This window comes from Escherichia sp. AM3 (genome assembly GCF_032029835.1).
GTDB lineage: Bacteria > Pseudomonadota > Gammaproteobacteria > Enterobacterales > Enterobacteriaceae > Escherichia > Escherichia coli.
The window spans coordinates 150726-176968 of sequence record NZ_JAVUPQ010000003.1 but is presented as its reverse complement, the minus strand read 5'-3'; the positions used below and the strand labels follow the sequence as shown (position 1 = coordinate 176968).

At 49.4% G+C, this 26243-nt stretch carries 20 protein-coding genes and 1 pseudogene; 6 read left to right on the top strand and 15 right to left on the bottom strand.

Annotated elements, in window-relative coordinates:
• Window positions 1–78 precede the first annotated feature (78 nt).
• The 8 genes and pseudogenes from RTW80_RS02995 to RTW80_RS02960 form a co-directional block, all read right to left on the bottom strand.
• Window positions 79–1311: pseudogene (locus RTW80_RS02995) on the bottom strand (DNA internalization-related competence protein ComEC/Rec2); the annotation flags it as partial.
• Window positions 1312–1518: 207 nt separating this feature from the next.
• Window positions 1519–1803, bottom strand: a complete 285-nt coding sequence (ihfB, locus tag RTW80_RS02990; protein ID WP_000167336.1) for an integration host factor subunit beta — start codon at window positions 1801–1803, stop codon at window positions 1519–1521.
• 159 nt (window positions 1804–1962) lie between these two features.
• Window positions 1963–3636 (bottom strand): 30S ribosomal protein S1, encoded by a 1674-nt coding sequence (gene rpsA / locus RTW80_RS02985; RefSeq protein WP_000140327.1) that lies wholly within the window; start codon window positions 3634–3636, stop codon window positions 1963–1965.
• A gap of 110 nt (window positions 3637–3746) precedes the next feature.
• On the bottom strand, window positions 3747–4430 hold the full coding sequence (cmk, locus tag RTW80_RS02980; RefSeq protein WP_000125016.1) for a (d)CMP kinase: 684 nt from the start codon (window positions 4428–4430) through the stop codon (window positions 3747–3749).
• 172 nt (window positions 4431–4602) lie between these two features.
• Window positions 4603–5367 (bottom strand): metallopeptidase YcaL, encoded by a 765-nt coding sequence (gene ycaL / locus RTW80_RS02975; protein WP_001379643.1) that lies wholly within the window; start codon window positions 5365–5367, stop codon window positions 4603–4605.
• Window positions 5368–5535: 168 nt separating this feature from the next.
• Window positions 5536–6819 (bottom strand): 3-phosphoshikimate 1-carboxyvinyltransferase, encoded by a 1284-nt coding sequence (gene aroA / locus RTW80_RS02970; protein ID WP_000445249.1) that lies wholly within the window; start codon window positions 6817–6819, stop codon window positions 5536–5538.
• 70 nt (window positions 6820–6889) lie between these two features.
• Window positions 6890–7978, bottom strand: coding sequence for a 3-phosphoserine/phosphohydroxythreonine transaminase (serC, locus tag RTW80_RS02965; RefSeq protein ID WP_000057149.1), 1089 nt, complete (start codon window positions 7976–7978; stop codon window positions 6890–6892).
• 198 nt (window positions 7979–8176) lie between these two features.
• Window positions 8177–8869, bottom strand: a complete 693-nt coding sequence (locus RTW80_RS02960) for a DUF421 domain-containing protein (RefSeq protein WP_000642849.1) — start codon at window positions 8867–8869, stop codon at window positions 8177–8179.
• 129 nt (window positions 8870–8998) lie between these two features.
• On the opposite strand from RTW80_RS02960, the gene ycaO reads away from it, so the two are divergent.
• From ycaO to pflA, 4 genes are all read left to right on the top strand, one after another.
• On the top strand, window positions 8999–10759 hold the full coding sequence (gene ycaO, locus RTW80_RS02955; RefSeq protein ID WP_032247746.1) for a 30S ribosomal protein S12 methylthiotransferase accessory factor YcaO: 1761 nt from the start codon (window positions 8999–9001) through the stop codon (window positions 10757–10759).
• Window positions 10760–11164: 405 nt separating this feature from the next.
• Window positions 11165–12022, top strand: coding sequence for a formate transporter FocA (gene focA / locus RTW80_RS02950; RefSeq protein ID WP_000642546.1), 858 nt, complete (start codon window positions 11165–11167; stop codon window positions 12020–12022).
• Between the two features lie 54 nt (window positions 12023–12076).
• The gene (gene pflB / locus RTW80_RS02945) at window positions 12077–14359 is read left to right on the top strand and encodes a formate C-acetyltransferase (RefSeq protein ID WP_001292822.1); all 2283 of its coding nucleotides are present in this window, start codon (window positions 12077–12079) and stop codon (window positions 14357–14359) included.
• Window positions 14360–14550: 191 nt separating this feature from the next.
• Entirely contained in the window at window positions 14551–15291 is a 741-nt protein-coding gene (pflA, locus tag RTW80_RS02940; RefSeq protein WP_000111043.1) for a pyruvate formate lyase 1-activating protein, read from the top strand.
• An 81-nt stretch (window positions 15292–15372) separates the two neighbouring features.
• Here the strand turns inward: pflA and RTW80_RS02935 are convergent, their stop codons facing one another.
• Complete coding sequence (locus RTW80_RS02935) at window positions 15373–15963, bottom strand: NAD(P)H oxidoreductase (protein WP_001190363.1); 591 nt, start codon at window positions 15961–15963, stop codon at window positions 15373–15375.
• Between the two features lie 99 nt (window positions 15964–16062).
• Between RTW80_RS02935 and RTW80_RS02930 the strand changes: the two genes are divergently transcribed.
• Window positions 16063–16971 carry a LysR family transcriptional regulator gene (locus RTW80_RS02930; protein WP_001242684.1) on the top strand — a complete coding sequence of 303 codons (909 nt, stop codon included), beginning with the start codon at window positions 16063–16065 and terminating at the stop codon, window positions 16969–16971.
• Here RTW80_RS02930 and RTW80_RS02925 read toward each other — a convergent pair whose 3' ends face one another.
• Entirely contained in the window at window positions 16972–18402 is a 1431-nt protein-coding gene (locus RTW80_RS02925) for an APC family permease (protein ID WP_000918506.1), read from the bottom strand. It lies immediately after the preceding gene.
• A gap of 209 nt (window positions 18403–18611) precedes the next feature.
• Window positions 18612–19760: an MFS transporter gene (locus RTW80_RS02920; protein ID WP_000109259.1), complete on the bottom strand. Its 1149-nt coding sequence runs from the start codon at window positions 19758–19760 to the stop codon at window positions 18612–18614.
• A 313-nt stretch (window positions 19761–20073) separates the two neighbouring features.
• On the opposite strand from RTW80_RS02920, the gene ycaC reads away from it, so the two are divergent.
• Window positions 20074–20700, top strand: a complete 627-nt coding sequence (gene ycaC / locus RTW80_RS02915) for an isochorismate family cysteine hydrolase YcaC (protein WP_000165879.1) — start codon at window positions 20074–20076, stop codon at window positions 20698–20700.
• A 34-nt stretch (window positions 20701–20734) separates the two neighbouring features.
• Here ycaC and dmsC read toward each other — a convergent pair whose 3' ends face one another.
• The 4 genes from dmsC to serS all read right to left on the bottom strand — a co-directional run bounded on the left by dmsC (window position 20735) and on the right by serS (window position 26203).
• Window positions 20735–21598, bottom strand: a complete 864-nt coding sequence (dmsC, locus tag RTW80_RS02910) for a dimethyl sulfoxide reductase anchor subunit DmsC (protein ID WP_032247738.1) — start codon at window positions 21596–21598, stop codon at window positions 20735–20737.
• Between the two features lies 1 nt (window position 21599).
• Entirely contained in the window at window positions 21600–22217 is a 618-nt protein-coding gene (gene dmsB / locus RTW80_RS02905) for a dimethylsulfoxide reductase iron-sulfur subunit DmsB (protein ID WP_000213098.1), read from the bottom strand.
• Between the two features lie 10 nt (window positions 22218–22227).
• On the bottom strand, window positions 22228–24672 hold the full coding sequence (gene dmsA / locus RTW80_RS02900) for a dimethylsulfoxide reductase subunit A (RefSeq protein ID WP_000850303.1): 2445 nt from the start codon (window positions 24670–24672) through the stop codon (window positions 22228–22230).
• Window positions 24673–24910: 238 nt separating this feature from the next.
• Complete coding sequence (gene serS, locus RTW80_RS02895) at window positions 24911–26203, bottom strand: serine--tRNA ligase (protein WP_000886683.1); 1293 nt, start codon at window positions 26201–26203, stop codon at window positions 24911–24913.
• Between the last annotated feature and the right edge of the window lie 40 nt (window positions 26204–26243).

Genomic DNA, 26243 nt, shown 5'->3' with positions numbered 1-26243 from the left:
AGCTGATAGAAACAGAAGCCACTGGAGCACCTCAAAAACACCATCATACACTAAATCAGTAAGTTGGCAGCATCACCCAACCATCGCGGCGAGGATCAACGGAACCGTGATAAATGTCACCAAGGGAATTGCTAATAGATTTGCAATAAACGAGGTCAGACTAATGCCATGAAATATGACGATTTGCACGGGCATAAGCAGAAGTGTGATTCCCAGTTGCAGATGGATGAGGGAAACAACTGCACGCAATACCGGCGGCAGTTGCCACTCAGGACAGGGAAACCACTGATACCAAAATATCAATGCCGCGACCGCAGCGGCAGAGAGCCATAAACTTTGCGAGAGAATGGCAACAGGATCCATCAGCAAAATTGCCGCCAGACAACATATCCATACATCCCAGCCACTCCACTGTCGCCCACTTAACTTAAGCATTCCCCACGTAGCAAGCGCCACCATGGTACGCAATGCAGGAGGTTGCATTCCCGTCAACCAGGCATAAAAAGCAGCACAGCAGATTCCGCCAATTAATGGTATTTGCCAGTGGATCCAGCGCCCAGGCAGAAAAATTTGTCCACTGCGAATGAGTCCGGCAGCCAGCAACGCCGCAAAAGCGATGTGCAATCCCGATATCGCCATTAAATGCGCCGTTCCAGTATCGCGCATGATATTTTTGATTTCTTTGGGGACGGATAACCGTTCCCCCATACCTAAACCAAGAATAACCGCATTCCACGGATAGGGTTGCAGCGTTGTTTGTAGTGACGCCAGATACTGTGCACGCAGGCTACAATTCGGTTCAATGACACTTGCCTGCAGAAAACGGCCGGTGAGCGGCTGATGCTGGGCAATGGCATAACGCTGGCTATCAAAGCCGCCATCATTAAGTTGGCCATGAACTGCACGAACTTTGAGTTTCATTGACCATTGTTGTCCAGCACAAACCGCTTGCGGAAGATATTCGCCATACATCACGAGACCTGACGCAGGGAATATACGTCGACCTTGTAGATGAGTAATTTGACCGTAATGAGTGGTCATGCCGTCAGTTGCAGTGATCTCAACAATTGCATCCTGCGTCGCGCCAGTTAAGGTTTCTCCTGCCCACAAAATTTGCTTTGCTGATAATATGCCCCAAACGAAAAACAGCAACGTCAGCGCGATATAACGGACGGTTTTAACAGGGATAAATGCCAGTACGCAGGCGAAGAGAGTCAGAAACGCAAGGGTTAATGTCCCAGGCAATTGGGGCAAAATCAGCAACGGAAAAATTCCGCTAATTATGCATACACCGACTGTCGTTATTTTCATGCACCCCTCCCTGTTTATGGAAAGTGTGCAACTTTGTTGAGCGGTTGTCTGGTGGGAATTTTGCGTTCCCCGAGGCATATTCAGAAGAATTTAACGAAAGGGTGAAAACTGTTCAAAACTCTGCGAGGCAGCTTCCAGTTCCAGATTAGAGAAATGAAAAAAGCACCCGACAGGTGCTTTTCTCTCGTTCAAGTTTGAGTAAAAAACTTAACCGTAAATATTGGCGCGATCGCGCAGTTCTTTACCAGGTTTAAAGTGAGGAACGTATTTTCCTTCCAGTTCTACTTTATCGCCAGTCTTCGGATTACGTCCGGTACGTGGTGCGCGGTAGTGCAAAGAGAAACTGCCGAAACCGCGGATTTCAATACGCTCGCCCTGCGCAAGAGTCGAGGCCATATGCTCCAGCATCTCTTTTACTGCATCTTCAACCGTCTTGGCGGGAATGTGCGATTGCTGGGTGGCAAGTCTTTCTATCAATTCTGACTTGGTCATGATTCCTCCGGTTCCTTAAAGGCAAATTAAGCGGCTGCTGTTGCTGCATTGATTAAGGGCGGCCGTAGCCGCCCTTAGTGCTTGATTACAGGACGAAACCTGCAATCTGTCAAGTAAACTCAACAAACTTCGGAATAAAAATCCCGAAGAGTCAGAGAATTACTCGCCTTTAGCTGCTTTGAAAGCTTCAGCCATTGCGTTGTTGGAGAAGTTTGCATCTTCCTGTTTGTTAACAGTTGCGATTGCATCTTTCTCGTCAGCTTCGTCTTTCGCACGAACAGACAGGCTGATTGCGCGGTTTTTACGATCAACGCCGGTGAATTTAGCTTCAACTTCGTCGCCAACGCTCAGAACCAGGGTAGCGTCTTCAACGCGGTCACGGGATGCTTCAGAAGCACGCAGGTAACCTTCAACGCCGTCAGCCAGTTCTACGGTTGCGCCTTTAGCGTCAACTGCAGTTACTTTACCGGTTACGATAGCGCCTTTCTTGTTTAGAGCAACCCAGTTGTTGAACGGATCTTCTGCGAGCTGTTTAACGCCCAGGGAGATACGTTCACGTTCTGCGTCAACCTGCAGAACAACTGCAGCGATTTCGTCGCCTTTTTTGTATTCACGAACTGCTTCTTCGCCTGCAACGTTCCAGGAGATGTCAGACAGGTGAACCAGGCCGTCGATGCCGCCGTCCAGGCCGATGAAGATACCGAAGTCAGTGATAGACTTGATTTTACCTTCAACACGGTCGCCCTTGTTGTGGGTTTCCGCGAACTGCTGCCACGGGTTAGCTTTGCACTGTTTCAGACCCAGGGAGATACGACGACGTTCTTCGTCGATATCCAGAACCATAACTTCCACTACATCGCCAACGTTAACAACTTTGGACGGGTGGATGTTTTTGTTGGTCCAATCCATTTCGGAAACGTGTACCAGGCCTTCAACGCCTTCTTCGATTTCAACGAAGCAGCCGTAGTCGGTCAGGTTGGTCACGCGACCAGTCAGTTTGGTACCTTCCGGATAACGTTTAGCGATAGCTACCCACGGATCTTCGCCCAGCTGTTTCAGGCCCAGGGATACACGGGTACGTTCGCGGTCGAACTTCAGCACTTTAACAGTGATTTCGTCGCCCACGTTGACGATTTCGCTCGGATGCTTAACGCGTTTCCAGGCCATGTCAGTGATGTGCAGCAGGCCGTCAACGCCGCCCAGATCAACGAATGCACCGTAGTCAGTGAGGTTCTTAACGATACCTTTAACTTCCATGCCTTCCTGCAGGTTTTCCAGCAGCTGATCGCGCTCTGCGCTGTTTTCGGATTCGATAACGGCACGACGAGAAACAACAACGTTGTTGCGCTTCTGATCCAGCTTGATTACTTTAAATTCAAGCTCTTTGCCTTCCAGGTGCAGAGTGTCACGCACCGGACGAACGTCTACCAGAGAACCTGGCAGGAACGCACGAATACCGTTCAGCTCAACAGTGAAGCCGCCCTTAACTTTGCCGTTGATAACACCGGTAACAGTTTCAGCATCTTCGTAAGCTTTTTCCAGCGTGATCCAGGCTTCGTGACGTTTAGCTTTCTCACGGGACAGCAGAGTTTCACCGAAGCCGTCTTCTACTGCGTCCAGAGCAACGTCAACTTCGTCACCTACCTGGATTTCCAGCTCGCCCTGGGCGTTTTTGAACTGCTCAGCCGGGATGGCGGACTCAGATTTCAGACCAGCGTCAACCAGTACTACGTCTTTGTCGATAGCAACAACAACGCCACGAACGATAGAACCCGGGCGGGTTTCGATTTCTTTTAAGGACTCTTCAAAGAGTTGAGCAAAAGATTCAGTCATGTTTAATCTTCAGGTTTATATTTAACGTCCACCTGGCTCCATGCCGGATGGGGTTGTTTAACATACCCGCTGTCATTCCATTGCAACGGGGGTACTGCAAATTCGGTCGCTTATGCGAGAGCCAATTTCTGGCGCGCGTATTGTAGCGCTTTTTCAATCACTTGCTCAATGCTTAAGGTGGTGGAATCCAACACTAAAGCATCGGCTGCCGGAACCAGTGGCGCTACCGCTCGGTTACGATCGCGGTCGTCGCGTTCTTTGATCTCGGCCAAAAGGCGCTCAAAGTTAACACTAAAGCCCTTCTCCTGCAACTGTAGCATGCGGCGATGCGCACGTTCTTCCGAGGAGGCGTCAAGGAAAATTTTCACTGGTGCATCAGGGAATACCACCGTTCCCATGTCGCGGCCATCGGCAATCAGACCTGGTAATTCGCGAAACGCGCGTTGGCGACGCAATAATGCTTCACGAACGCGTGGGAATGCCGCGACTTGTGAAGCTGCATTCGCCACTTCCTGAGTACGAATTTCGCCGCTGACATCTTCCCCTTCGAGGATCACTTCCAGATTGCCATTGGTCGACACAAAACGTACATCCAGATGGGATGCCAGCGGTACCAGCGCATCTTCCGACGCAACATCAACATGGTGATGTAATGCCGCCAATGCCAGTACGCGATAAATTGCACCCGAGTCCAGCAGATGCCATTGCAACGCTTCCGCCATAGCCTTACACAAGGTGCCTTTCCCTGCACCGCTTGGGCCATCAATGGTAATAACCGGGGCAATTGCCGTCATCTTTATCTCCTTAAAACAGGCGTACCGTTAACATAACCGCGCGCATTATACGCGCCGACGCCACAAATCGTTAACGTTGTGTGCAAAAACCAGTTTTGTCTGTATTCAGATGGGGATTTATTGCGCAATTATAGCGGGCTGGCAGAAGACCAGCCCGAAAGATGACAATGATTTACTTACCAGAGGCGATACGATCACGGATGTGTTGCGCACGCTCTGTTGATGGTGGGTGAGAGTCAAACATGGACTGGGTGCGACCGCCATCCAGGCTAGCCAGTTTTTCAAAGCTGCCAACCAGCCCCTGGGTGCTGATGCCACGTTTCTTCAACAGATCAAAGGAGAAATCATCTGCTTCGGACTCTTTATCACGGGAGTATTTAGCATTGATAGCGCCTTCTGCGATATCACCTAATTGTGAGCGGGAAAGCTGGGAAGCCACACCGCTGGTAGCTGAAATGGCATCGCGTGCGGCAACGATCGCATAAGAAGCTTTCATTTCAGCCAGCGAGTGACCCAACGCGACGTGGCCCAGTTCATGGCCCAGAACGCCTTCAATTTCGTTGTCATTCATCATGTCCATCAGGCTACTGTAGACACGAACACAGCCGTTCGCCATCGCCCATGCGTTGACGTCGCTGGTCATATAAACCTTATAGTTGACCGGCGTGCCATTAATATTGTTACCCAATGCTTTGGCGATTTTTGCCAGACGTTTACCGTACTTGCTGGATTTACTTGCGACTTGATTGCCGCTGTCCATTTCTGCACAGCCCTGATTGGCAATCGCTTTTGCATCGGCATCGCTTAATGTTGCTGCTTTATAGGCATTTAAACCGGAGCTGATAGCCATATTGGTATCAATACCGTGGGTATTTTGACACCCTGTCAGTAATGCTGCAGAGGTCGCAATCGCCAGCAGTAATTTAGTATTCTTCATGTGAATCATCCGTTGATTAATCATATATAAATATTATGTATCAACAACTTACATTGACAAGCGACGCTACCATTAATCAAAATGACTCACAAGGTCCGAAAAAAAACGCCGACAATGTGCCGACGTTTTGATAAAGAAAGATTTGGCTATTTATTGCCCGTTGTTCATTCAGGCTGCCTGGCTAATCCGCGCCAGCTGCTCGAAATAATCCGGAAATGTTTTGGCCGTGCATTTGGGATCAAGAATCGTCACTGGTGTATCTGACAACGCCACCAGCGAGAAACACATCGCCATCCGGTGATCATTGTATGTCGCGATCTCGGCAAAGTTCAGTTTTTCCGGTGGAGTGATACGAATGTAATCGTGCCCCTCTTCTACTTCCGCACCGACTTTACGCAGTTCTGTTGCCATCGCAAACAGGCGATCGGTTTCTTTAACACGCCAGTTATAGATATTGCGCAGCGTGGTGGTGCCTTTTGCAAATAACGCCGCCGTGGCAATGGTCATCGCCGCATCGGGAATATGGTTCATATCCATATCAATAGCGTTCAGTTCACCACGCGTGCAGGAAATATAATCATCGCCCCAGCAAATGGTCGCGCCCATTTTTTCCAGCACATCAGCAAAGCGAATATCACCCTGCATACTGTTACGTCCAATACCGGTCACTTTTACAGTGCCGCCTTTGATTGCTGCTGCTGCCAGAAAGTAAGAAGCCGAAGATGCATCGCCTTCGACCAAATAAGTACCCGGAGACTGATAAGACTGCCCGCCTTTTACGACAAATTGTTGATAGTGCTGATTTTCAATTTCAACACCAAACGTCTTCATCAGATTGAGTGTGATGTCGATATAAGGTTTAGAAACCAGATCGCCTTTAATACGAATCACCGTATCTTCCGGCGCAAGAGGCGCAGTCATTAACAGTGCGGTGAGGAATTGGCTGGAAACGGAGCCATCAACGTCAACGTTGCCGCCGGTAAAGCCGCCCTGTAAACGCAACGGCGGATAATTTTCTTGTTCCAGGTAAGTGATCTTCGCCCCGCCCAGGCGCAGAGCATCCACCAGATGACCAATCGGGCGTTCTTTCATACGCGGCTCACCGGTCAGCACAATATCATTGCTACCCAGACAAAGAGCTGCCGCCAGCGGACGCATTGCCGTTCCGGCGTTACCGAGGAACAACTCCAGGGCACCTTCTGCGTGTAATGGACCGCCGTTACCGATAATTTCGCAACGCGTACGATCGGCTGAAAGCGTATAGCTTACCCCTAACCCTGTTAATGCATTCAGCATATGGCGCACGTCATCGCTATCCAGCAGATTGGTTAATACTGTTTTGCCGTGTGCTAATGCCGCCAGCAATAAAGCGCGGTTAGAAACGCTCTTGGAACCGGGCAGATTAATAGTGCCATCGACACGAGCGATGGGTTGTAACGTCAGGGATTCCATGAACTCAACTCTCTACAACAGAAATAAAAACCCCACAGGCTGGCTGTGGGGATTAAGCAAAATTTCGGCATTAGCCGTGACGGCGTTCGAACTCAACCATGAAGTCTGTCAGCGCTTTAACGCCTTCCAGCGGCATGGCGTTATAAATAGACGCGCGCATTCCGCCGACCACACGGTGACCTTTCAGTGCATGAAGGCCAGCAGCAAAAGACTCTTCAAGGAACAATTTGTCAAGCGCACTGTCCGCCAACTGGAACGGCACGTTCATCCGCGAACGGTTAGCTTTCGCCACGTCATTGCGGTAGAAATCGCTGTTATCAATCACCCCATATAGCAGTTCTGCTTTTTGCTGATTGATTTTATCCATTTCAGCTACACCGCCGTTCGCTTTCAGCCATTTAAAGACCAGACCAGATAGATACCAGGCAAATGTCGGCGGCGTGTTAAACATGGAGCCGTTATCGTTGAGGATGGAATAATCCAGAATCGACGGACACGCGATATTCGCTTTGCCCAGCAAATCTTCACGAACGATGACGATTGTCAGGCCAGCCGGGCCGATATTTTTCTGCGCGCCAGCGTAAATTACACCATAACGGCTGACGTCAATCGGACGGGAAAGAATGGTTGAAGAGAAGTCGGCGGCGACCACCACATCTTTGCCGAAGTCTGGCGTCTCGTCGATGGCGATACCGTCGATGGTTTCATTCGGGCAGTAATGCATATAAGCCGCATTATCAGAGAGTTGCCATTCACGCATTGGCTTAACCGCGCGCAGACCATCAACAGTCACTTTGGCGTCAAAGACATTAGGCGTGCAGTATTTTTTCGCTTCTTTAATGGCACTTGCCGCCCAGTAACCGGCATCAACATAATCTGCGGTGGTTTTATCACCGAGAATATTCAGCGGTACCGCAGCAAACTGACCGCGACCACCGCCATGGCAGAATAATACCTTGTAGTTGGAGGGGACATTAAGAAGATCGCGAAAATCCTTCTCGGCTTCCTCTGCAACCTGAATGAACTCTTTGCCACGGTGACTCACTTCCATCACCGACGTACCAAGACCGTTCCAGTCGCGCAGTTCCTGTTGAGCCTGTTTAAGCACCTCTGCCGGTAGCATTGCCGGACCAGAACTAAAATTGAAGATTTGAGCCATTTCCCCTCACCACGTTGCGTTGCTATTAACCCGCGGTCAATCGATTGCGACCACAGGTAATACATTATTCCTGTGGCTATCGGTTTTATCATTCAGTGACACACATCGCAATGAGTAAAACCGTTGAGGGCAAAAATGTGGCTTGCATCACACAAAAGAATCTCTCGGATTATTAGCAAAAAGCCGATGTTTTTACTGTCAGGTCACCCGTTTTGCCCGACTTGCCTTCGTCCATTCTGGATTTGCACAGCGCGGACATAATTGTTTTTCCCCCGCTTTCATATGAATGATTTCACTACAACGAATACAGGCATAGTCCGCCGACTCCGGCACCACTTTGTAACGCTGCGTACAATCACTGGGTAAAATAAGTAAACCCGGTTTCACCTTGTCATCTTCAAAGAAATAGACACTGATTTGCCCGTTGGTTTCGAGAATCGCCAGACGTACCTGCCCCAGCTGCTCCACGCCACGCAATCGTAGCTCCATAAAGAACTCAAATTCCGTCATGTTGGAGTTATTGAGTTTCGACCAGGCCAGCTCGCCATCTTCAATAATGACAACTGGCTTGCCTTCCAGAAGATCTTCCAGTTTTTCACTGTGCGCCATCAACCACATTACCAGGCGGTATAACAACGCCAGAGTAATAAAGACGATAAGTACCGGGACCATCGGCACATCATCATAAAACGCCACATCTCCCGCCGCTGATCCCAGCGTCAGAATGATTAAAACTTCAAACAGCGACATCTGCCGCACACCGCGTCTTCCGGTCATTTTGAGGAACAAAAAGACCAGTACAAAGGTATAAAGACTACGTAGTGCAACTTCGCCAAGGAAATCAAAAGGCACTTTATCAAATGCCATACGGTGGAGATCGAACGCCTTCATTTTTATGCTCTTAACGTGGTTTATCCGCTAAAAGCATAGTCAACAGTTCATCGGCATGGCGGCGGTGATAGCGCCTTTGAGATAAAACCCGTATTATTGCGCGCTTTCCGTACGACTAAAGTGATTTTCATGACGCAAACATTTATCCCCGGCAAAGATGCCGCTCTGGAAGATTCCATCGCTCGCTTCCAGCAAAAACTTTCAGACCTCGGCTTTCAGATTGAAGAGGCCTCCTGGCTGAATCCCGTGCCTAACGTCTGGTCTGTACATATTCGCGACAAAGAGTGCGCACTGTGTTTTACCAACGGTAAAGGCGCAACCAAGAAAGCGGCGCTGGCTTCTGCACTCGGTGAATATTTCGAGCGTCTCTCAACCAACTACTTTTTTGCGGACTTCTGGCTGGGCGAAACCATCGCCAACGGTCCGTTCGTGCATTATCCCAACGAAAAATGGTTCCCACTGACCGAAAATGACGATGTGCCAGAAGGGCTGCTCGATGACCGTCTGCGCGCGTTTTATGATCCGGAGAATGAACTGACCGGCAGCATGCTGATTGACCTACAATCCGGTAACGAAGATCGTGGTATTTGCGGCCTGCCGTTTACGCGTCAGTCCGACAATCAGACCGTTTATATTCCGATGAATATCATTGGTAACCTGTACGTCTCCAACGGTATGTCCGCAGGTAATACCCGCAACGAAGCACGCGTTCAGGGATTGTCTGAAGTTTTCGAACGCTACGTGAAAAACCGCATTATTGCTGAAAGCATCAGCCTGCCAGAGATCCCGGCAGACGTGCTGGCGCGTTACCCAGCAGTAGTTGAAGCCATCGAAACGCTGGAAGCGGAGGGTTTCCCAATCTTCGCTTATGACGGTTCGCTTGGCGGCCAGTATCCGGTGATTTGCGTGGTACTGTTCAATCCTGCTAACGGTACCTGCTTTGCCTCTTTCGGTGCGCATCCTGATTTTGGCGTAGCACTGGAACGTACCGTGACCGAGCTGCTGCAAGGTCGTGGCCTGAAAGATTTGGATGTGTTTACTCCGCCAACCTTCGATGATGAAGAAGTCGCTGAACATACCAACCTCGAAACGCACTTTATCGATTCCAGCGGTTTAATCTCCTGGGACCTGTTCAAGCAGGATGCCGATTATCCGTTTGTGGACTGGAATTTCTCCGGCACCACGGAAGAAGAGTTCGCCACACTGATGGCTATCTTCAACAAAGAAGATAAAGAAGTTTATATTGCCGATTACGAGCATCTGGGCGTTTATGCTTGCCGTATTATCGTGCCTGGCATGTCCGATATTTATCCGGCTGAAGATCTGTGGCTCGCGAATAACAGTATGGGCAGCCATTTACGTGAAACGATTCTTTCGCTACCAGGCAGCGAGTGGGAAAAAGAAGTTTACCTGAACCTCATCGAGCAACTGGATGAAGAAGGTTTTGATGACTTTACCCGCGTGCGTGAGCTGTTGGGTCTGGCGACCGGGTCGGATAACGGTTGGTACACCCTGCGTATCGGTGAATTAAAAGCCATGCTGGCGCTGGCTGGTGGCGATCTGGAACAGGCTCTGGTCTGGACCGAATGGACGATGGAGTTTAACTCATCAGTATTTAGTCCGGAACGCGCCAACTATTATCGCTGCCTGCAAACGTTGTTATTACTGGCACAGGAAGAAGATCGCCAGCCGCTGCAATATCTGAATGCGTTTGTTCGCATGTACGGCGCAGATGCCGTAGAAGCCGCCAGTGCGGCAATGAGCGGCGAAGCGGCGTTTTACGGCCTGCAACCGGTAGATAGCGATCTGCACGCGTTTGCTGCACATCAGTCGTTGTTGAAGGCCTACGAAAAGCTGCAGCGCGCCAAAGCAGCATTCTGGGCAAAATAAAATCAAATAGCCTACGCAATGTAGGCTTAATGATTAGTCTGAGTTATATTACGGGGCGTTTTTTTAATGCCCCGCTTTACATATATTTGCATTAATAAAATAATTGTAATTATAAGGTTAAATATCGGTAATTTGTATTTAATAAATACGATCGATATTGTTACTTTATTCGCCTGATGCTCCCTTTTAATTAACTGTTTTAGCGGAGGATGCGGAAAAAATTCAACTCATTTGTTAATTTTTAAAATTTATTTTTATTTGGATAATCAAATAGTTACTCCGTATTTGCATAAAAACCATGCGAGTTACGGGCCTATAAGCCAGGCGAGATATGATCTATATCAATTTCTCATCTATAATGCTTTGTTAGTATCTCGTCGCCGACTTAATAAAGAGAGAGTTAGTGTGAAAGCTGACAACCCTTTTGATCTTTTACTTCCTGCTGCAATGGCCAAAGTGGCCGAAGAGGCGGGTGTCTATAAAGCAACGAAACATCCGCTTAAGACTTTCTATCTGGCGATTACCGCCGGTGTTTTCATCTCAATCGCATTCGTCTTCTATATCACAGCAACCACTGGCACAGGCACAATGCCCTTCGGCATGGCAAAACTGGTTGGCGGCATTTGCTTCTCTCTGGGGCTGATTCTTTGTGTTGTCTGCGGAGCCGATCTCTTTACTTCCACCGTGTTGATTGTTGTTGCTAAGGCGAGTGGGCGCATCACCTGGGGTCAGTTGGCGAAAAACTGGCTAAATGTCTATTTTGGCAACCTGGTCGGCGCACTGCTGTTTGTACTTTTAATGTGGCTTTCCGGCGAGTATATGACCGCAAATGGTCAATGGGGACTAAACGTCCTACAAACCGCCGACCACAAAGTGCACCATACTTTTATTGAGGCCGTCTGTCTTGGTATCCTGGCAAACCTGATGGTATGTCTGGCAGTATGGATGAGTTATTCTGGCCGCAGCCTGATGGACAAAGCGTTCATTATGGTGCTGCCGGTCGCGATGTTTGTTGCCAGCGGTTTTGAGCACAGTATCGCAAACATGTTTATGATCCCGATGGGTATTGTAATCCGCGACTTCGCATCCCCGGAATTTTGGACCGCAGTCGGTTCTGCACCGGAAAATTTTTCTCACCTGACCGTGATGAATTTCATCACTGATAACCTGATTCCGGTTACGATCGGCAACATTATCGGTGGTGGTTTGTTGGTTGGGTTGACATACTGGGTCATTTACCTGCGTGAAAACGACCACCATTAATGGTTGTCGAAGTACGCAGTAAATAAAAAATCCACTTAAGAAGGTAGGTGTTACATGTCCGAGCTTAATGAAAAGTTAGCCACAGCCTGGGAAGGTTTTACCAAAGGTGACTGGCAGAATGAAGTAAACGTCCGTGACTTCATTCAGAAAAACTACACTCCGTACGAGGGTGACGAGTCCTTCCTGGCTGGCGCTACTGAAGCGACCACCACCCTGTGGGACAAAGTAATGGAAGGCGTTAAACTGGAAAACCGCACTCACGCGCCAGTTGACTTTGACACCGCTGTTGCTTCCACCATCACCTCTCACGACGCTGGCTACATCAACAAGCAGCTTGAGAAAATCGTTGGTCTGCAGACTGAAGCTCCGCTGAAACGTGCTCTTATCCCGTTTGGTGGTATCAAAATGATCGAAGGTTCCTGCAAAGCGTACAACCGCGAACTGGATCCGATGATCAAAAAAATCTTCACTGAATACCGTAAAACTCACAACCAGGGCGTGTTCGACGTTTACACTCCGGACATCCTGCGTTGCCGTAAATCTGGTGTTCTGACCGGTCTGCCAGATGCATATGGCCGTGGCCGTATCATCGGTGACTACCGTCGCGTTGCGCTGTACGGTATCGACTACCTGATGAAAGACAAACTGGCACAGTTCACTTCTCTGCAGGCTGATCTGGAAAACGGCGTAAACCTGGAACAGACTATCCGTCTGCGCGAAGAAATCGCTGAACAGCACCGCGCTCTGGGTCAGATGAAAGAAATGGCTGCGAAATACGGCTACGACATCTCTGGTCCGGCTACCAACGCTCAGGAAGCTATCCAGTGGACTTACTTCGGCTACCTGGCTGCTGTTAAGTCTCAGAACGGTGCTGCAATGTCCTTCGGTCGTACCTCCACCTTCCTGGATGTGTACATCGAACGTGACCTGAAAGCTGGCAAGATCACCGAACAAGAAGCGCAGGAAATGGTTGACCACCTGGTCATGAAACTGCGTATGGTTCGCTTCCTGCGTACTCCGGAATACGATGAACTGTTCTCTGGCGACCCGATCTGGGCAACCGAATCTATCGGTGGTATGGGCCTCGACGGTCGTACCCTGGTTACCAAAAACAGCTTCCGTTTCCTGAACACCCTGTACACCATGGGTCCGTCTCCGGAACCGAACATGACCATTCTGTGGTCTGAAAAACTGCCGCTGAACTTCAAGAAATTCGCCGCTAAAGTGTCCATCGACACCTCTTCTCTGCAGTATGAGAACGATGACCTGATGCGTCCGGACTTCAACAACGATGACTACGCTATTGCTTGCTGCGTAAGCCCGATGATCGTTGGTAAACAAATGCAGTTCTTCGGTGCGCGTGCAAACCTGGCGAAAACCATGCTGTACGCAATCAACGGCGGCGTTGACGAAAAACTGAAAATGCAGGTTGGTCCGAAGTCTGAACCGATCAAAGGCGATGTCCTGAACTATGATGAAGTGATGGAGCGCATGGATCACTTCATGGACTGGCTGGCTAAACAGTACATCACTGCACTGAACATCATCCACTACATGCACGACAAGTACAGCTACGAAGCCTCTCTGATGGCGCTGCACGACCGTGACGTTATCCGCACCATGGCGTGTGGTATCGCTGGTCTGTCCGTTGCTGCTGACTCCCTGTCTGCAATCAAATATGCGAAAGTTAAACCGATTCGTGACGAAGACGGTCTGGCTATCGACTTCGAAATCGAAGGCGAATACCCGCAGTTTGGTAACAATGATCCGCGTGTAGATGACCTGGCTGTTGACCTGGTAGAACGTTTCATGAAGAAAATTCAGAAACTGCACACCTACCGTGACGCTATCCCGACTCAGTCTGTTCTGACCATCACTTCTAACGTTGTGTATGGTAAGAAAACGGGTAACACCCCAGACGGTCGTCGTGCTGGCGCGCCGTTCGGACCGGGTGCTAACCCGATGCACGGTCGTGACCAGAAAGGTGCAGTAGCCTCTCTGACTTCCGTTGCTAAACTGCCGTTTGCTTACGCTAAAGATGGTATCTCCTACACCTTCTCTATCGTTCCGAACGCACTGGGTAAAGACGACGAAGTTCGTAAGACCAACCTGGCTGGTCTGATGGATGGTTACTTCCACCACGAAGCATCCATCGAAGGTGGTCAGCACCTGAACGTTAACGTGATGAACCGTGAAATGCTGCTCGACGCGATGGAAAACCCGGAAAAATATCCGCAGCTGACCATCCGTGTATCTGGCTACGCAGTACGTTTCAACTCGCTGACTAAAGAACAGCAGCAGGACGTTATTACTCGTACCTTCACTCAATCTATGTAATTAGATTTGACTGAAATCGTACAGTAAAAAGCGTACAATAAAGGCTCCACGAAAGTGGGGCCTTTTTTAGCGCGAGAGCCTTTTTTGTCAGCTATCTATACTTTAAGGTGACTGCCAAAACAGACTCGACGTAGCCTTCGAGCTGCGCACCAACACGGCCTCAGATGGGCCACATCTGGAGAAACACCGCAATGTCAGTTATTGGTCGCATTCACTCCTTTGAATCCTGTGGAACCGTAGACGGCCCGGGTATTCGCTTTATCACCTTTTTCCAGGGCTGCCTGATGCGCTGCCTGTATTGTCATAACCGCGACACCTGGGACACGCATGGCGGTAAAGAAGTTACCGTTGAAGATTTGATGAAGGAAGTGGTGACCTATCGCCACTTTATGAACGCTTCCGGCGGCGGCGTTACCGCATCCGGCGGTGAAGCAATCCTGCAAGCTGAGTTTGTTCGTGACTGGTTCCGCGCCTGCAAAAAAGAAGGCATTCATACCTGTCTGGACACCAACGGTTTTGTTCGTCGTTACGATCCGGTGATTGATGAACTGCTGGAAGTAACCGACCTGGTAATGCTCGATCTCAAACAGATGAACGACGAGATCCACCAAAATCTGGTTGGAGTTTCCAACCACCGCACGCTGGAGTTCGCTAAATATCTGGCGAACAAAAATGTGAAGGTGTGGATCCGCTACGTTGTTGTCCCAGGCTGGTCTGACGATGACGATTCAGCGCATCGCCTCGGTGAATTTACCCGTGATATGGGCAACGTTGAGAAAATCGAGCTTCTCCCCTACCACGAGCTGGGCAAACACAAATGGGTGGCAATGGGTGAAGAGTACAAACTCGACGGTGTTAAACCACCGAAGAAAGAGACCATGGAACGCGTGAAAGGCATTCTTGAGCAGTACGGTCATAAGGTAATGTTCTAATTTCCCCGTAAAGCGGCAACTTTATTGAGTTGCCGCTTTTTTATTCCGCGCTTCATTCTGCTACAGCGTTTTTAACACATCTTATAGTGCATCTACCATATCCCGTACCTGAGATAATAACGACTGATAATAGCTCGCGTGAAGTTCTTCCCCATCGAATACCACTGTATTACACAAGAAAGTGACATCGGCATCTTCAATACCAAGATAACTGCACATATTTTTTAAATAATCGCTTATATTTTTTTCCCAGCCCATCTGGACAAATGATTCTTTGTCTCCTCCAACCAGCGCCACCCAACGAACTTTATTGAATGGTAATTTGTGCCCATCTCCATAAGCCAGCCCATTATTCCATACTCTGTCAATATATCCTTTTAGCATTGCCGGGAAGCTGTACCACCAGAGAGGAAAAACCACCACTAACGTGTCATGTTCAAGCAGCTCTGAATAAAGCTGATGAACCTCTGGAGAATAACGTTTATCCATATTCTTCCAGTCTGGTTCATCTTCCGGCGTCATCACTGGGTTGAAATTACGCCGATATAAATCGAGTTCCGTCACCTGTATTTTCCGCTCCATTGCCCGCTGATGGATCGCATCAGCAATATGTGCGGTCAATGAATCATGACGAGGATGGGCCCATACCAAATAAATACGTTCAGACTGCATAATTTTACCTCCACGTTAAGTTCTGGAGCGCACTTTACGCAGGCGGCATAATCCTGTAAACGTGATGATTCAGGATGAGTTAATGAAGGATTTTCACTAATGCGGATGAATATGTCTGACTTTGCCACTTTCTTTGCCGTGGCCCGTAATCAAAGCTTTCGTGCAGCGGGCGATGAGTTAGGCTTATCCTCGTCCGCCATTAGCCATAGTATTAAAACACTGGAACAACGTCTTAAAATTCGCTTATTCAATCGGACAACCCGAAGCGTATCGTTAACGGAAGCGGGTTCTAATCTCTATGAACGATTGCGCCCAGCTTTCGACGAAATTCAGATCATGTTAGATGAGATGAATGATTTTCGTCTGACACCGACAGGAACGCTCAAAATCAATGCCGCCCGGGTAGCTGCACGTATATTTTTAATGTCTTTACTGGTTGGTTTCACACGTGAATATCCTGATATTAAAGTCGAGCTCACAACTGACGACTCTCTTGTCGATATCGTCCAACAGGGCTTTGACGCTGGCGTTCGACTTAGTTGCATCGTCGAAAAAGATATGATCAGCGTGGCGATCGGCCCGCCAGTGAAATTATGTGTAGCAGCAACGCCAGAGTACTTTGCAAGATATGGCAAACCCCGCCATCCTCATGATCTGCTTAATCATCAATGTGTTGTTTTTCGTTATCCCAGCGGCAAACCTTTCCACTGGCAATTTGCAAAGGAGCTGGAAATTGCTGTCGCAGGAAATATCATTCTGGATGATGTTGATGCTGAACTGGAGGCCGTTTTGATGGGTGCTGGTATCGGGTATCTGCTCTATGAACAGATCAAGGAGTACCTTGATACTGGTCGTTTAGAATGTGTACTGGAAGACTGGAGCACAGAGCGTCCAGGCTTCCAGATCTATTATCCAAACCGCCAGTATATGTCCTGCGGCTTGCGCGCATTTCTCGATTATGTAAAAACGGGTCAGATCTGCCAGAGTCAGCGTCACCGACCACAATAATTATTTACTATTCGCTTTACGCGCCAGCAGCGGGAATATCAGTCCTAATCCTACCAGCACAAACGGCGTTGCAACATTCAGCGCCAACTGGAAGGTCCACTCTGCAGTGAAGGCTTCCATTTTCGGGAAGATCCCCGTCAAACAGGCAAAGGCGGTAAAGGCAAAACACCAAATCCCGACGGTCATTGCCAGAGGCTTATTACGAATAAAGACATATTCTGGTTTATATTTCTGCGCCAAGCGAACGACTGCAATAAATGCAACAAATACCCATAAATAACGCAGCGGCATCACTACCGAATTAAGGTTCAACAGCCATTTATAGAGATTGTTCATATCACCAATGCCGAGAGTCGGCAGCATAATCAGAATCGCCACCAGTACCAGGGTCAGAAAATAGCCATTAACGGGCGTACCAGAAGCGTTGGTACGACATAAACTGGCTGGAATATATTTGCTGTCAGCATCACCTAATAGCACTTTAAGCGGGGCATCAATCGAGAATACCAGCGCCGCTACTTGTCCCAGGGTATTCGCAATGGCGTAAATCACCATTAAAGTATTACCCATGTTGTAATACTCGCCCAGCTTCTGAAAGGCGTAATACTGACCGTTGGTCATTAAGTCATCCGGGATATTACGCGAATCAAACATCATCCCCATCGCCAGCGAGCCCAGAATGGCACAAACCGCAACCATCACCGCCAGGCATAACATCCCTTTTGGAAATTCTTTTCCTGGGTTGCGCGTTTGATTAACGTAAGGAGAAATCTTCTCTGCTCCGCCAACCGCGAAAACCAGCATTGAAATAGTGGTAATGTAGGTAAAGTCGATATGAGGAATGAACGTTTCCCAGGTAATGTTTGTGGTCGCAATATGCACTTCAGTAATTGCAGGCGCGGTTACCGCCATCGCCACATACAGGAGCGACATAACAAACATAGCAATCCCTGCCACAGAACCGACGATTTTCAGCGATTTCATACCGCGTGAAGCAACCCACATAAAGAAGATAAACAGCACCAGCGTTAACCCCTGTAACGCTACGACTGAATATTCTTTGATTAGCGAACCGTCGCCTTTCATCGCCCAACCGAGCGCAATCAGAATTGCCTGGGGTTTTTGTGCCAGATAGGGAATATGCACCACCCAGTAGGTCCACGCGGCGAGATAAGCCAGTCCGGGTCCCATCGTGTGTTTAATCCAGGTACTGACCCCGCCCTTCCCATCTTTGAAGGTCGAGCCTAACTGACCAACAATTAGCGCATAAGGTGTGAAATAGAGTGCAAAGATAAACACCCATGAAAAAACAACCACCAGCCCCTGGTTGGCATAGTTATTAACAACGTTGCCAAAACCCCAGACAGTGATAAAAGACATCAGCGCAATGTTGTACCATCGCAACTGTTTTTCCTGAACATTCCCAGCCATAGACAAATCCTTCGCCAAAATTAAAGGGGCATCTGTAAAACGAGGGATTATGCGCGGCAAATAAGAAGTGCGGAAATAGCGAAATGCAAAATTATAACCTGCTGCACATTTTATTTTTAAACGAATAAAATTTGGAATAAAGCAAGTCAGATAGAAGAAACAAAAAAGCAGAGTGTGAAACAGTAAGTTCACACTCTGCTTGAATTCATTTACACGTGAGCAACGGGTTTCGGCGTATGACCGGCGTTGCGCAGCAGCATCAGCAAATAGATAAACGATACGCTGGCGATCATGATAAACAATAAATTATCGGAGAAATTCTGCATTAGCATAGCGGTAAATGACGGGCCAAGCAGACTTCCCACAGTATAGCTCAACAGTAAGGCCTGGTTCATCGCCACCAGTTGATGATGTTCAACTTTCTCGCAAGCCCATGCCATCGCCACCGGATATAGCGTAAAGCCAGCGGCACCGAGGATGAATAACGCTGGGGCCATCGCCGCCTGGCTAAGCATCGCGATACTGCCGAGAATGACGACAAAGACCTGAACACGCAACACCAGCAGTCGACCAAACTTATCCGCCAGACGTCCAATCGGCCATTGTCCAAGGATACCCGCACTGACCAGTACCGCCATCCAGAAACCAATGCTGGCATTGCTCACCCCTTTGTGATTGAGGTACAGCGGCATCAGGCCATATAGAGATCCCAGAACGATTCCTGAGATAATGCAGCCATTCACGCCAAGCCGCGCCTGACGGAGTTTTAGCATTGACGTAATTGACGTCGAATCATGGTTTTCAGCCTGCTGATTCAGCACACGCGTAAACAACAGCGGTAAGATCCCTGCCAACGTCAAACCTGTAACCCACGGCAATACGGACATCAGCTCGGTTGAAACTTTGCTGACCAGTAACTGGCCTAAAAACGTTCCCACGTAATAAACCATCATATACGCAGCAAGCAAACGCCCACGGTTACGTGACGTCCCACTGCACATCAGCGCGCTCTCAACAACCACCCAAATCATGGCACAGCCGACGCCCGCGACAAAACGCCAAGCCAACCAGCTCCAGAATCCAATCATCAGGCCAAGGCCGGCACAGCCAGCGGCAAAAATGAAGGAGGCCAGATAATAGCTGCGGTTAAAGCCAATGCGCTTAATGACATACCCTGTCAGCAATGTACCGACAAGGTTGCCGGTAAAATAGGATGAGCTGACAACGCCTACCTGCCATGTGGACATGTGTTCCTGGGCGAGCCAAAGCGGCACGAGTGTATTTAACACCGCAATCGCCAGAGTCAACAAAAGCAGGCCAGACAGCAAAAGCATGACAGGCTGGGTATACGTGGACATGAATTAAAACCGTGAGGAAGTTCAAATTTCATGCGCATCATGCCACCGCCAAAAACATTGTCAATGGGTGAAAATACGCGATATCCCAGCGGCGGTATTATCGATTTATATTACTCATTCATAACGCTAATGCTGAAGAGATGATTAGTCTCATCTGATTGTTTTTATTGAACTAACACAAATTTCATACGCTTCGTTCAGTCGAAAAATTTCATGGTCACAGCAAACTCATATTTCCCGTCTATGCTTTCAGAGCAATGCATCGCGTCTGATCGATTTCAGACGTACCACTGACTCTCGAAAGGAGAAGAGGATGACCAAACCGTATGTTCGTCTTGATAAAAATGATGCTGCCGTTTTGCTTGTTGATCACCAGGCTGGTTTACTTTCCCTTGTACGGGATATCGAACCCGATAAGTTTAAAAATAACGTGCTGGCGCTGGGTGACCTGGCTAAGTATTTCAACTTACCAACTATTCTTACCACCAGTTTTGAAACCGGTCCTAACGGCCCATTAGTTCCAGAACTGAAAGCACAATTCCCCGATACACCTTACATTGCTCGCCCGGGAAATATTAACGCCTGGGATAACGAAGATTTTGTAAAAGCTGTCAAAGCGACAGGTAAAAAACAGTTAATTATTGCCGGTGTGGTAACCGAAGTTTGCGTGGCATTCCCGGCGCTTTCAGCCATTGAAGAAGGGTTTGACGTCTTTGTCGTGACTGACGCGTCAGGGACCTTTAATGAAATTACCCGGCATTCGGCATGGGATCGCTTGTCGCAAGCTGGTGCGCAATTGATGACATGGTTCGGCGTGGCGTGCGAGCTGCATCGCGACTGGCGTAATGATATTGAAGGACTGGCGACGTTGTTCTCTAACCACATTCCTGATTATCGTAATTTGATGACCAGTTATGACACGTTAACGAAGCAGAAATAAAAGAGAACCGGGGCCGAAACCCCGGTTGTTATGATTAGCTTGCGACGGCCATCCCCACGGTCATATGCAAACCATAGAATACGCCGCGACCGATTAATTCCCCTGCCAGAAGCAGAATGAATGATACAGAAAGTAGCGGAACCGCAGGCTGATAACCTTTTAGCTGTGGTGCAATCCACAAGCACAGGGCAACGGCCAAAAGCACGATCCGCCAGGACATCAGCGCACCATAGTCCGGCACCAGCGCTGCGGCCTGCTGCACAGAACTATGAATAGTCGCCAGCTCTGCGCCCTGCATCACTGACACCACGCCACTCACTACCAGTGCCAGTACAGAAATTGCTGGCAGCAGACGCATCACCCAGCCATCGACGCCAGCCAGACTCAACAACAGGTAACCCAGTAACGGGCCGCCCATAAACATCGTCAGGAAGAAGCCCATCGGCGTCCAGATGCTGTACCAGGTCGGAACGGTATCAATGCTGTTATACACACGCACCATCATCCAGACAAAGATGACGCCAAGAACCATCGTCACTATCAGCCACAGCGTACGCAATGCCGGTGACAGCTTTTTCAGCATTGCCAGCAACCAGCCGATGCCGCCTACGGCAAAAAAGATCGAACCGCTGGCGATTTCGTTACTGAGTGCTGAAGCCCCTACCCGGTTGAGCGAGTTAAAAGCGCGCATTGGTGAACCAAGATGGAGCATAGAGGCGATAAAGCCAATGCCCATCAGCACCCATAAACCAAACATGCAGGCGATAACACGCTGCTGGGCTTCTGCTCGCAGGTCGCCTTTGAGCAGCGCCAAAGCCAGAACGATAAAACCACCTGCTACACATTGCCCGAAGACCGTGAAGATCATCAGCGGCCATTCATGCCATCCACTTCCCATCTCACACCTCCTTCGGGTTTGCCAGATAGCCAGTGGTATCCCCGGTCGGGCGGCTATTGGCATTGGGTTTGATCACAATATTCGGTTTGGTAAAGTGAGCTCGCGGCAACGGCGCAACGGCCGCCAGATCGCCATGTTTTTTACGCAGCTCGTCGATAGGGCCGAAATCCAGCGCCCGCAGCGGACAAGATTCAACACAGATCGGCTTTTTACCCTCCGCAACACGGTCATAACAACCATCGCATTTGGTCATATGGCCTTTCGTTTCGTTATATTGCGGTGCGCCATACGGGCAAGCCATATGGCAGTAGCGGCAGCCAATGCACACATCTTCATCGACCACAACAAAACCATCTTCACGTTTATGCATCGCACCGCTCGGGCAGACTTTAGTACAAGCCGGATCTTCGCAGTGGTTACATGAAATCGACAGATAGTAGGCAAACACGTTCTGGTGCCAGACACCGTTATCTTCCTGCCAGTCGCCGCCAGCATATTCATAAATGCGGCGGAAGCTGACTTCTGGCGTCAAATCTTTGTAGTCTTTACAGGCCAGCTCGCAGGTTTTGCAACCGGTGCAACGGCTGGAATCAATAAAAAATCCATACTGGGTTGTCATCGGTTACTCCTTACACCTTTTCAACCTGAACAAGGTTTGTATGTGACGGATTCCCCTTAGCGAGAGGAGACGGACGTTGAGTGGTCAGTACGTTAATACAACCACCCTTATCGACACGTTTTGCATCCGGGTCATACCAGGCACCTTCACCCAGTGCGACCACACCCGGCATCATTCGTGGCGTCACTTTCGCCTCAATATGAACCTCACCACGATCGTTAAAGATCCTGACTTTATCGCCGTTGTGGATACCGCGTTTTTGGGCATCAAGCGGGTTGATCCACATTTCCTGACGGCAAGCCGCTTTCAGCACATCAACGTTGCCGTAAGTTGAGTGAACGCGAGATTTATAGTGGAAACCTGTAAGCTGCAGCGGATACTGTTTGTTCAGCGGATCCTGATAACTTTCAAAGCCCGGCGTGTAGATCGGCAGTGGATCGATCACATCGCCTTCAGGCAATTCCCAGGTAGCGGCAATGTCAGCCAGCGCCTGCGAATAAATCTCAATTTTGCCCGATGGCGTAGTCAGTGGGTTTGCCTGCGGATCTTCACGGAAGGCTTTATAAGCAACGTGATGCCCTTGTGGGTCGCGCTTTTTAAAGATCCCCTGCTTGCGGAACTCTTCAAACGTTGGCAGTTCAGGAATCGCTTCCCGCGACTGGGCATACAGATGCCGCATCCACTCTTCCTGGGTACGGCCTTCAGTAAACTGTTGCTCAACGCCAAGACGTTTTGCCAGTTCGCTGGTCATTTCATAGATGGTCTTACATTCAAAGCGCGGTTTAATCACCTGATCGTTGAAAATCACGTAAGACATATTCCCGCAGGATGCATCCAGCGCAAAGTCCATCTGTTCGGAAGCGGTGCAGTCAGGCAGCAGGATGTCAGCATATTTCGCCGATGAGGTCATGTGGCAGTCGATAACCACAATCAGCTCGCACTTCTTATCATCCTGAAGGATTTCATGGGTACGGTTGATTTCAGAATGCTGGTTAATCAGGCAGTTACCGGCATAGTTCCAGATCATTTTGATCGGCACATCCAGCTTATCTTTCCCGCGTACACCATCACGCAGCGCCGTCATTTCCGGGCCACGTTCAATGGCATCGGTCCACATAAACATCGAAATGCTGGTCTGGATCGGGTTTTCCAAGGTCGGCATACGGACAAACGGTAAGCTGTATGAACCTTCACGCGCGCCGCTGTTGCCTCCGTTAATACCAACGTTACCGGTCAGAATCGCCAGCATCGAGATAGCACGGGTTGCGATTTCACCGTTAGCGTGACGCTGCGGGCCCCATCCCTGGCTGATAAACGCCGGTTTGGTACTACCGATTTCACGAGCCAATTTGATGATTTTGTCTGCCGGAACACCAGTGATTTGCGAGGCCCATTCCGGCGTTTTAGCCACGCCATCTGGCCCTTCACCCAGAATATAAGCTTTATAGTGGCCATTTTTCGGCGCACTGGCTGGCAGGGTTTTCTCATCGTAGCCAACGCAATATTTATCGAGGAATGCCTGATCCACCAGGTTTTCAGTGATCATGACGTACGCCAGACCGTTAACCAGTGCGGCATCTGTTCCCGGACGAATAGGGATCCACTCATCTTCGCGCCCGGCACCGGTGTCGGTATAGCGCGGATCGATGATGATCATGCGGGCATTAGATTTCTGGCGTGCCTGTTCAAGATAGTAAGTCACCCCACCGCCACTCATTCGCGTTTCGCCAGGGTTATTACCAAACAGCACTACCAGCTTACTGTTTTCGATATCCGACGGGCTGTTGCCATCTGCCCAGCCGCCGTAGGTATAGTTCAAACCTTCCGCAATTTGCGCGGAGGAGTAGTCGCCGTAATGGTTCAGATAGCCGCCGCAGCAGTTCATCAGCCGCGCGACCAGGGTATTTCCCGGCGGCCAGGAGCGGGTCATGGTGCCGCCCAGCGTACCGGTGCCATAGTTCAGATAGATAGACTCGTTGCCGTACTCTTTGATCAGGCGCTGCATATTGGTCGCGATGATGTCGTAGGCTTCTTCCCAGCTAATGCGCTCGAATTTGCCTTCACCGCGCGCCCCGACTCGTTTCATCGGATATTTCAGGCGGTCCGGATTGTAGACACGGCGACGCATGGAACGCCCACGCAGGCAGGCGCGAACCTGGTGCAGGCCGTCGTAATTGTCATCGCCGGTATTGTCCGTTTCGACATATTTGATTTCACCGTCCACGACGTGCATACGTAGCGGGCAGCGACTACCACAGTTAACTGTACAGGCGCTCCAGATAACCTTTTCGTCTGATTTTGTTGGAATGGCGCTATCGACAGCGTGCGCAATCCGACTAAAAGGTAATGTTAATGCGCTGCTGGCCATTGCCAGGCCGCCGATCGCTGTCGTTTTTACCAAACCACGGCGACTCACCTCAGCAGCCAATACCGCATCAGGGATTTTCGTTTTCATAATGGCTCACTCAAGCTTGCTCACGATTGATTCCAGTAACAAACCGTATTGTGTAATTATTTCTATAGCAGTTCGCTATATAGGCTTGTATACATCGAATAATTTGAAAATCAAAGAGATAGGTAGATTTTCACTCGAAAGTAGTATTACGTGTAAGTGAGGAGTAATTATTGTTCGGTATCAAAGGGAGACAAAAAAAGCGCCCGCAGGCGCTTTTTAGATTCAGAAAAATTGGGTATTAGCCAATATATTCCAGTCCGTTCATATACGGACGCAGAACTTCTGGTACTTCAATACGACCATCAGCCTGCTGATAGTTTTCCATTACTGCAACCAGCGTACGACCAACAGCCAGACCAGAACCGTTCAGGGTATGAACCAGACGGGTTTTCTTGTCCGACTTGCTGCGGCAACGTGCCTGCATACGACGTGCCTGGAAATCCCAAACGTTGGAGCAGGAAGAGATCTCACGGTAGGTGTTCTGTGCCGGGATCCATACTTCCAGGTCGTAAGTTTTGCAAGCGCCAAAGCCCATGTCGCCAGTGCAAAGGATGATTTTACGGTACGGCAGGCCCAGCAACTGCAGGACTTTTTCTGCATGACCAGTCATCTCTTCCAGCGCCGCCATTGAGTCTTCTGGGCGCACGATCTGCACCATTTCAACTTTGTCGAACTGGTGCATACGGATCAGACCACGGGTGTCACGACCATATGAACCGGCTTCAGAACGGAAGCATGGGGTGTGGGCGGTCATCTTAATTGGCAGATCATCTTCATCGATGATTTCACCGCGCACCAGGTTAGTCAGCGGAACTTCTGCCGTTGGGATCAGCGCATAGTTACTGGTGTCTGCTTCTTCTTCCAGCGGACGAGTATGGAACAGATCGCCAGCAAATTTCGGCAGTTGACCCGTACCGTACAGCGTGTCCTGGTTAACCAGGTACGGAACATAGTTCTCACTGTAGCCATGCTGTTCGGTATGCAGATCCAGCATAAACTGCGACAGTGCGCGGTGCATGCGAGCAATCTGCCCTTTCATTACCACAAAGCGGGAACCAGTCAGCTTAACTGCAGCTGCAAAGTCGAGGCCAGAGTGCATTTCACCCAGCGTCACGTGGTCACGAACTTCAAAGTCAAACTCACGCGGGGTACCCCAGCGGCTGACTTCAACGTTGTCATTTTCGTCTTTACCTACCGGCACTTCATCTGCAGGCAGGTTAGGGATGGTCAGCGCGATATCGCGAATTTCAGCCTGTAAAGCATCCAGCTCGGCTTTTGCTGCATCCAGCTCTTCGCCCAGTTTGTTCACTTCCAGACGTAAAGGCTCGATATCTTCCCCGCGCGCTTTCGCCTGGCCAATGGATTTCGATCGGGAGTTACGCTCCGCTTGCAGGTTTTCCGTTTTGACCTGCAATACTTTACGACGCTCTTCAAGAGCGCCCAGCTTATCTACATCCAGCTTAAAGCCCCGGCGTGCCAGTTTTTCAGCGACTGCGTCTGGCTCATTACGCAGCAGATTGGGATCGAGCATGCTTATCCTGTGCTTATCGAATTAAATGGGAGATGTGGCC

Bases quoted from the DNA above. Each gene is read 5' to 3' on its own strand.
- ihfB (WP_000167336.1), bottom strand. From the start codon at position 1,803: ATGACCAAGTCAGAATTGATAGAAAGACTTGCCACCCAGCAATCGCAC.
- rpsA (WP_000140327.1), bottom strand. From the start codon at position 3,636: ATGACTGAATCTTTTGCTCAACTCTTTGAAGAGTCCTTAAAAGAAATC.
- cmk (WP_000125016.1), bottom strand. From the start codon at position 4,430: ATGACGGCAATTGCCCCGGTTATTACCATTGATGGCCCAAGCGGTGCA.
- ycaL (WP_001379643.1), bottom strand. From the start codon at position 5,367: ATGAAGAATACTAAATTACTGCTGGCGATTGCGACCTCTGCAGCATTA.
- aroA (WP_000445249.1), bottom strand. From the start codon at position 6,819: ATGGAATCCCTGACGTTACAACCCATCGCTCGTGTCGATGGCACTATT.
- serC (WP_000057149.1), bottom strand. From the start codon at position 7,978: ATGGCTCAAATCTTCAATTTTAGTTCTGGTCCGGCAATGCTACCGGCA.
- RTW80_RS02960 (WP_000642849.1), bottom strand. From the start codon at position 8,869: ATGAAGGCGTTCGATCTCCACCGTATGGCATTTGATAAAGTGCCTTTT.
- ycaO (WP_032247746.1), top strand. From the start codon at position 8,999: ATGACGCAAACATTTATCCCCGGCAAAGATGCCGCTCTGGAAGATTCC.
- pflB (WP_001292822.1), top strand. From the start codon at position 12,077: ATGTCCGAGCTTAATGAAAAGTTAGCCACAGCCTGGGAAGGTTTTACC.
- pflA (WP_000111043.1), top strand. From the start codon at position 14,551: ATGTCAGTTATTGGTCGCATTCACTCCTTTGAATCCTGTGGAACCGTA.
- RTW80_RS02935 (WP_001190363.1), bottom strand. From the start codon at position 15,963: ATGCAGTCTGAACGTATTTATTTGGTATGGGCCCATCCTCGTCATGAT.
- RTW80_RS02930 (WP_001242684.1), top strand. From the start codon at position 16,063: ATGCGGATGAATATGTCTGACTTTGCCACTTTCTTTGCCGTGGCCCGT.
- RTW80_RS02925 (WP_000918506.1), bottom strand. From the start codon at position 18,402: ATGGCTGGGAATGTTCAGGAAAAACAGTTGCGATGGTACAACATTGCG.
- RTW80_RS02920 (WP_000109259.1), bottom strand. From the start codon at position 19,760: ATGTCCACGTATACCCAGCCTGTCATGCTTTTGCTGTCTGGCCTGCTT.
- ycaC (WP_000165879.1), top strand. From the start codon at position 20,074: ATGACCAAACCGTATGTTCGTCTTGATAAAAATGATGCTGCCGTTTTG.
- dmsC (WP_032247738.1), bottom strand. From the start codon at position 21,598: ATGGGAAGTGGATGGCATGAATGGCCGCTGATGATCTTCACGGTCTTC.
- dmsB (WP_000213098.1), bottom strand. From the start codon at position 22,217: ATGACAACCCAGTATGGATTTTTTATTGATTCCAGCCGTTGCACCGGT.
- dmsA (WP_000850303.1), bottom strand. From the start codon at position 24,672: ATGAAAACGAAAATCCCTGATGCGGTATTGGCTGCTGAGGTGAGTCGC.
- serS (WP_000886683.1), bottom strand. From the start codon at position 26,203: ATGCTCGATCCCAATCTGCTGCGTAATGAGCCAGACGCAGTCGCTGAA.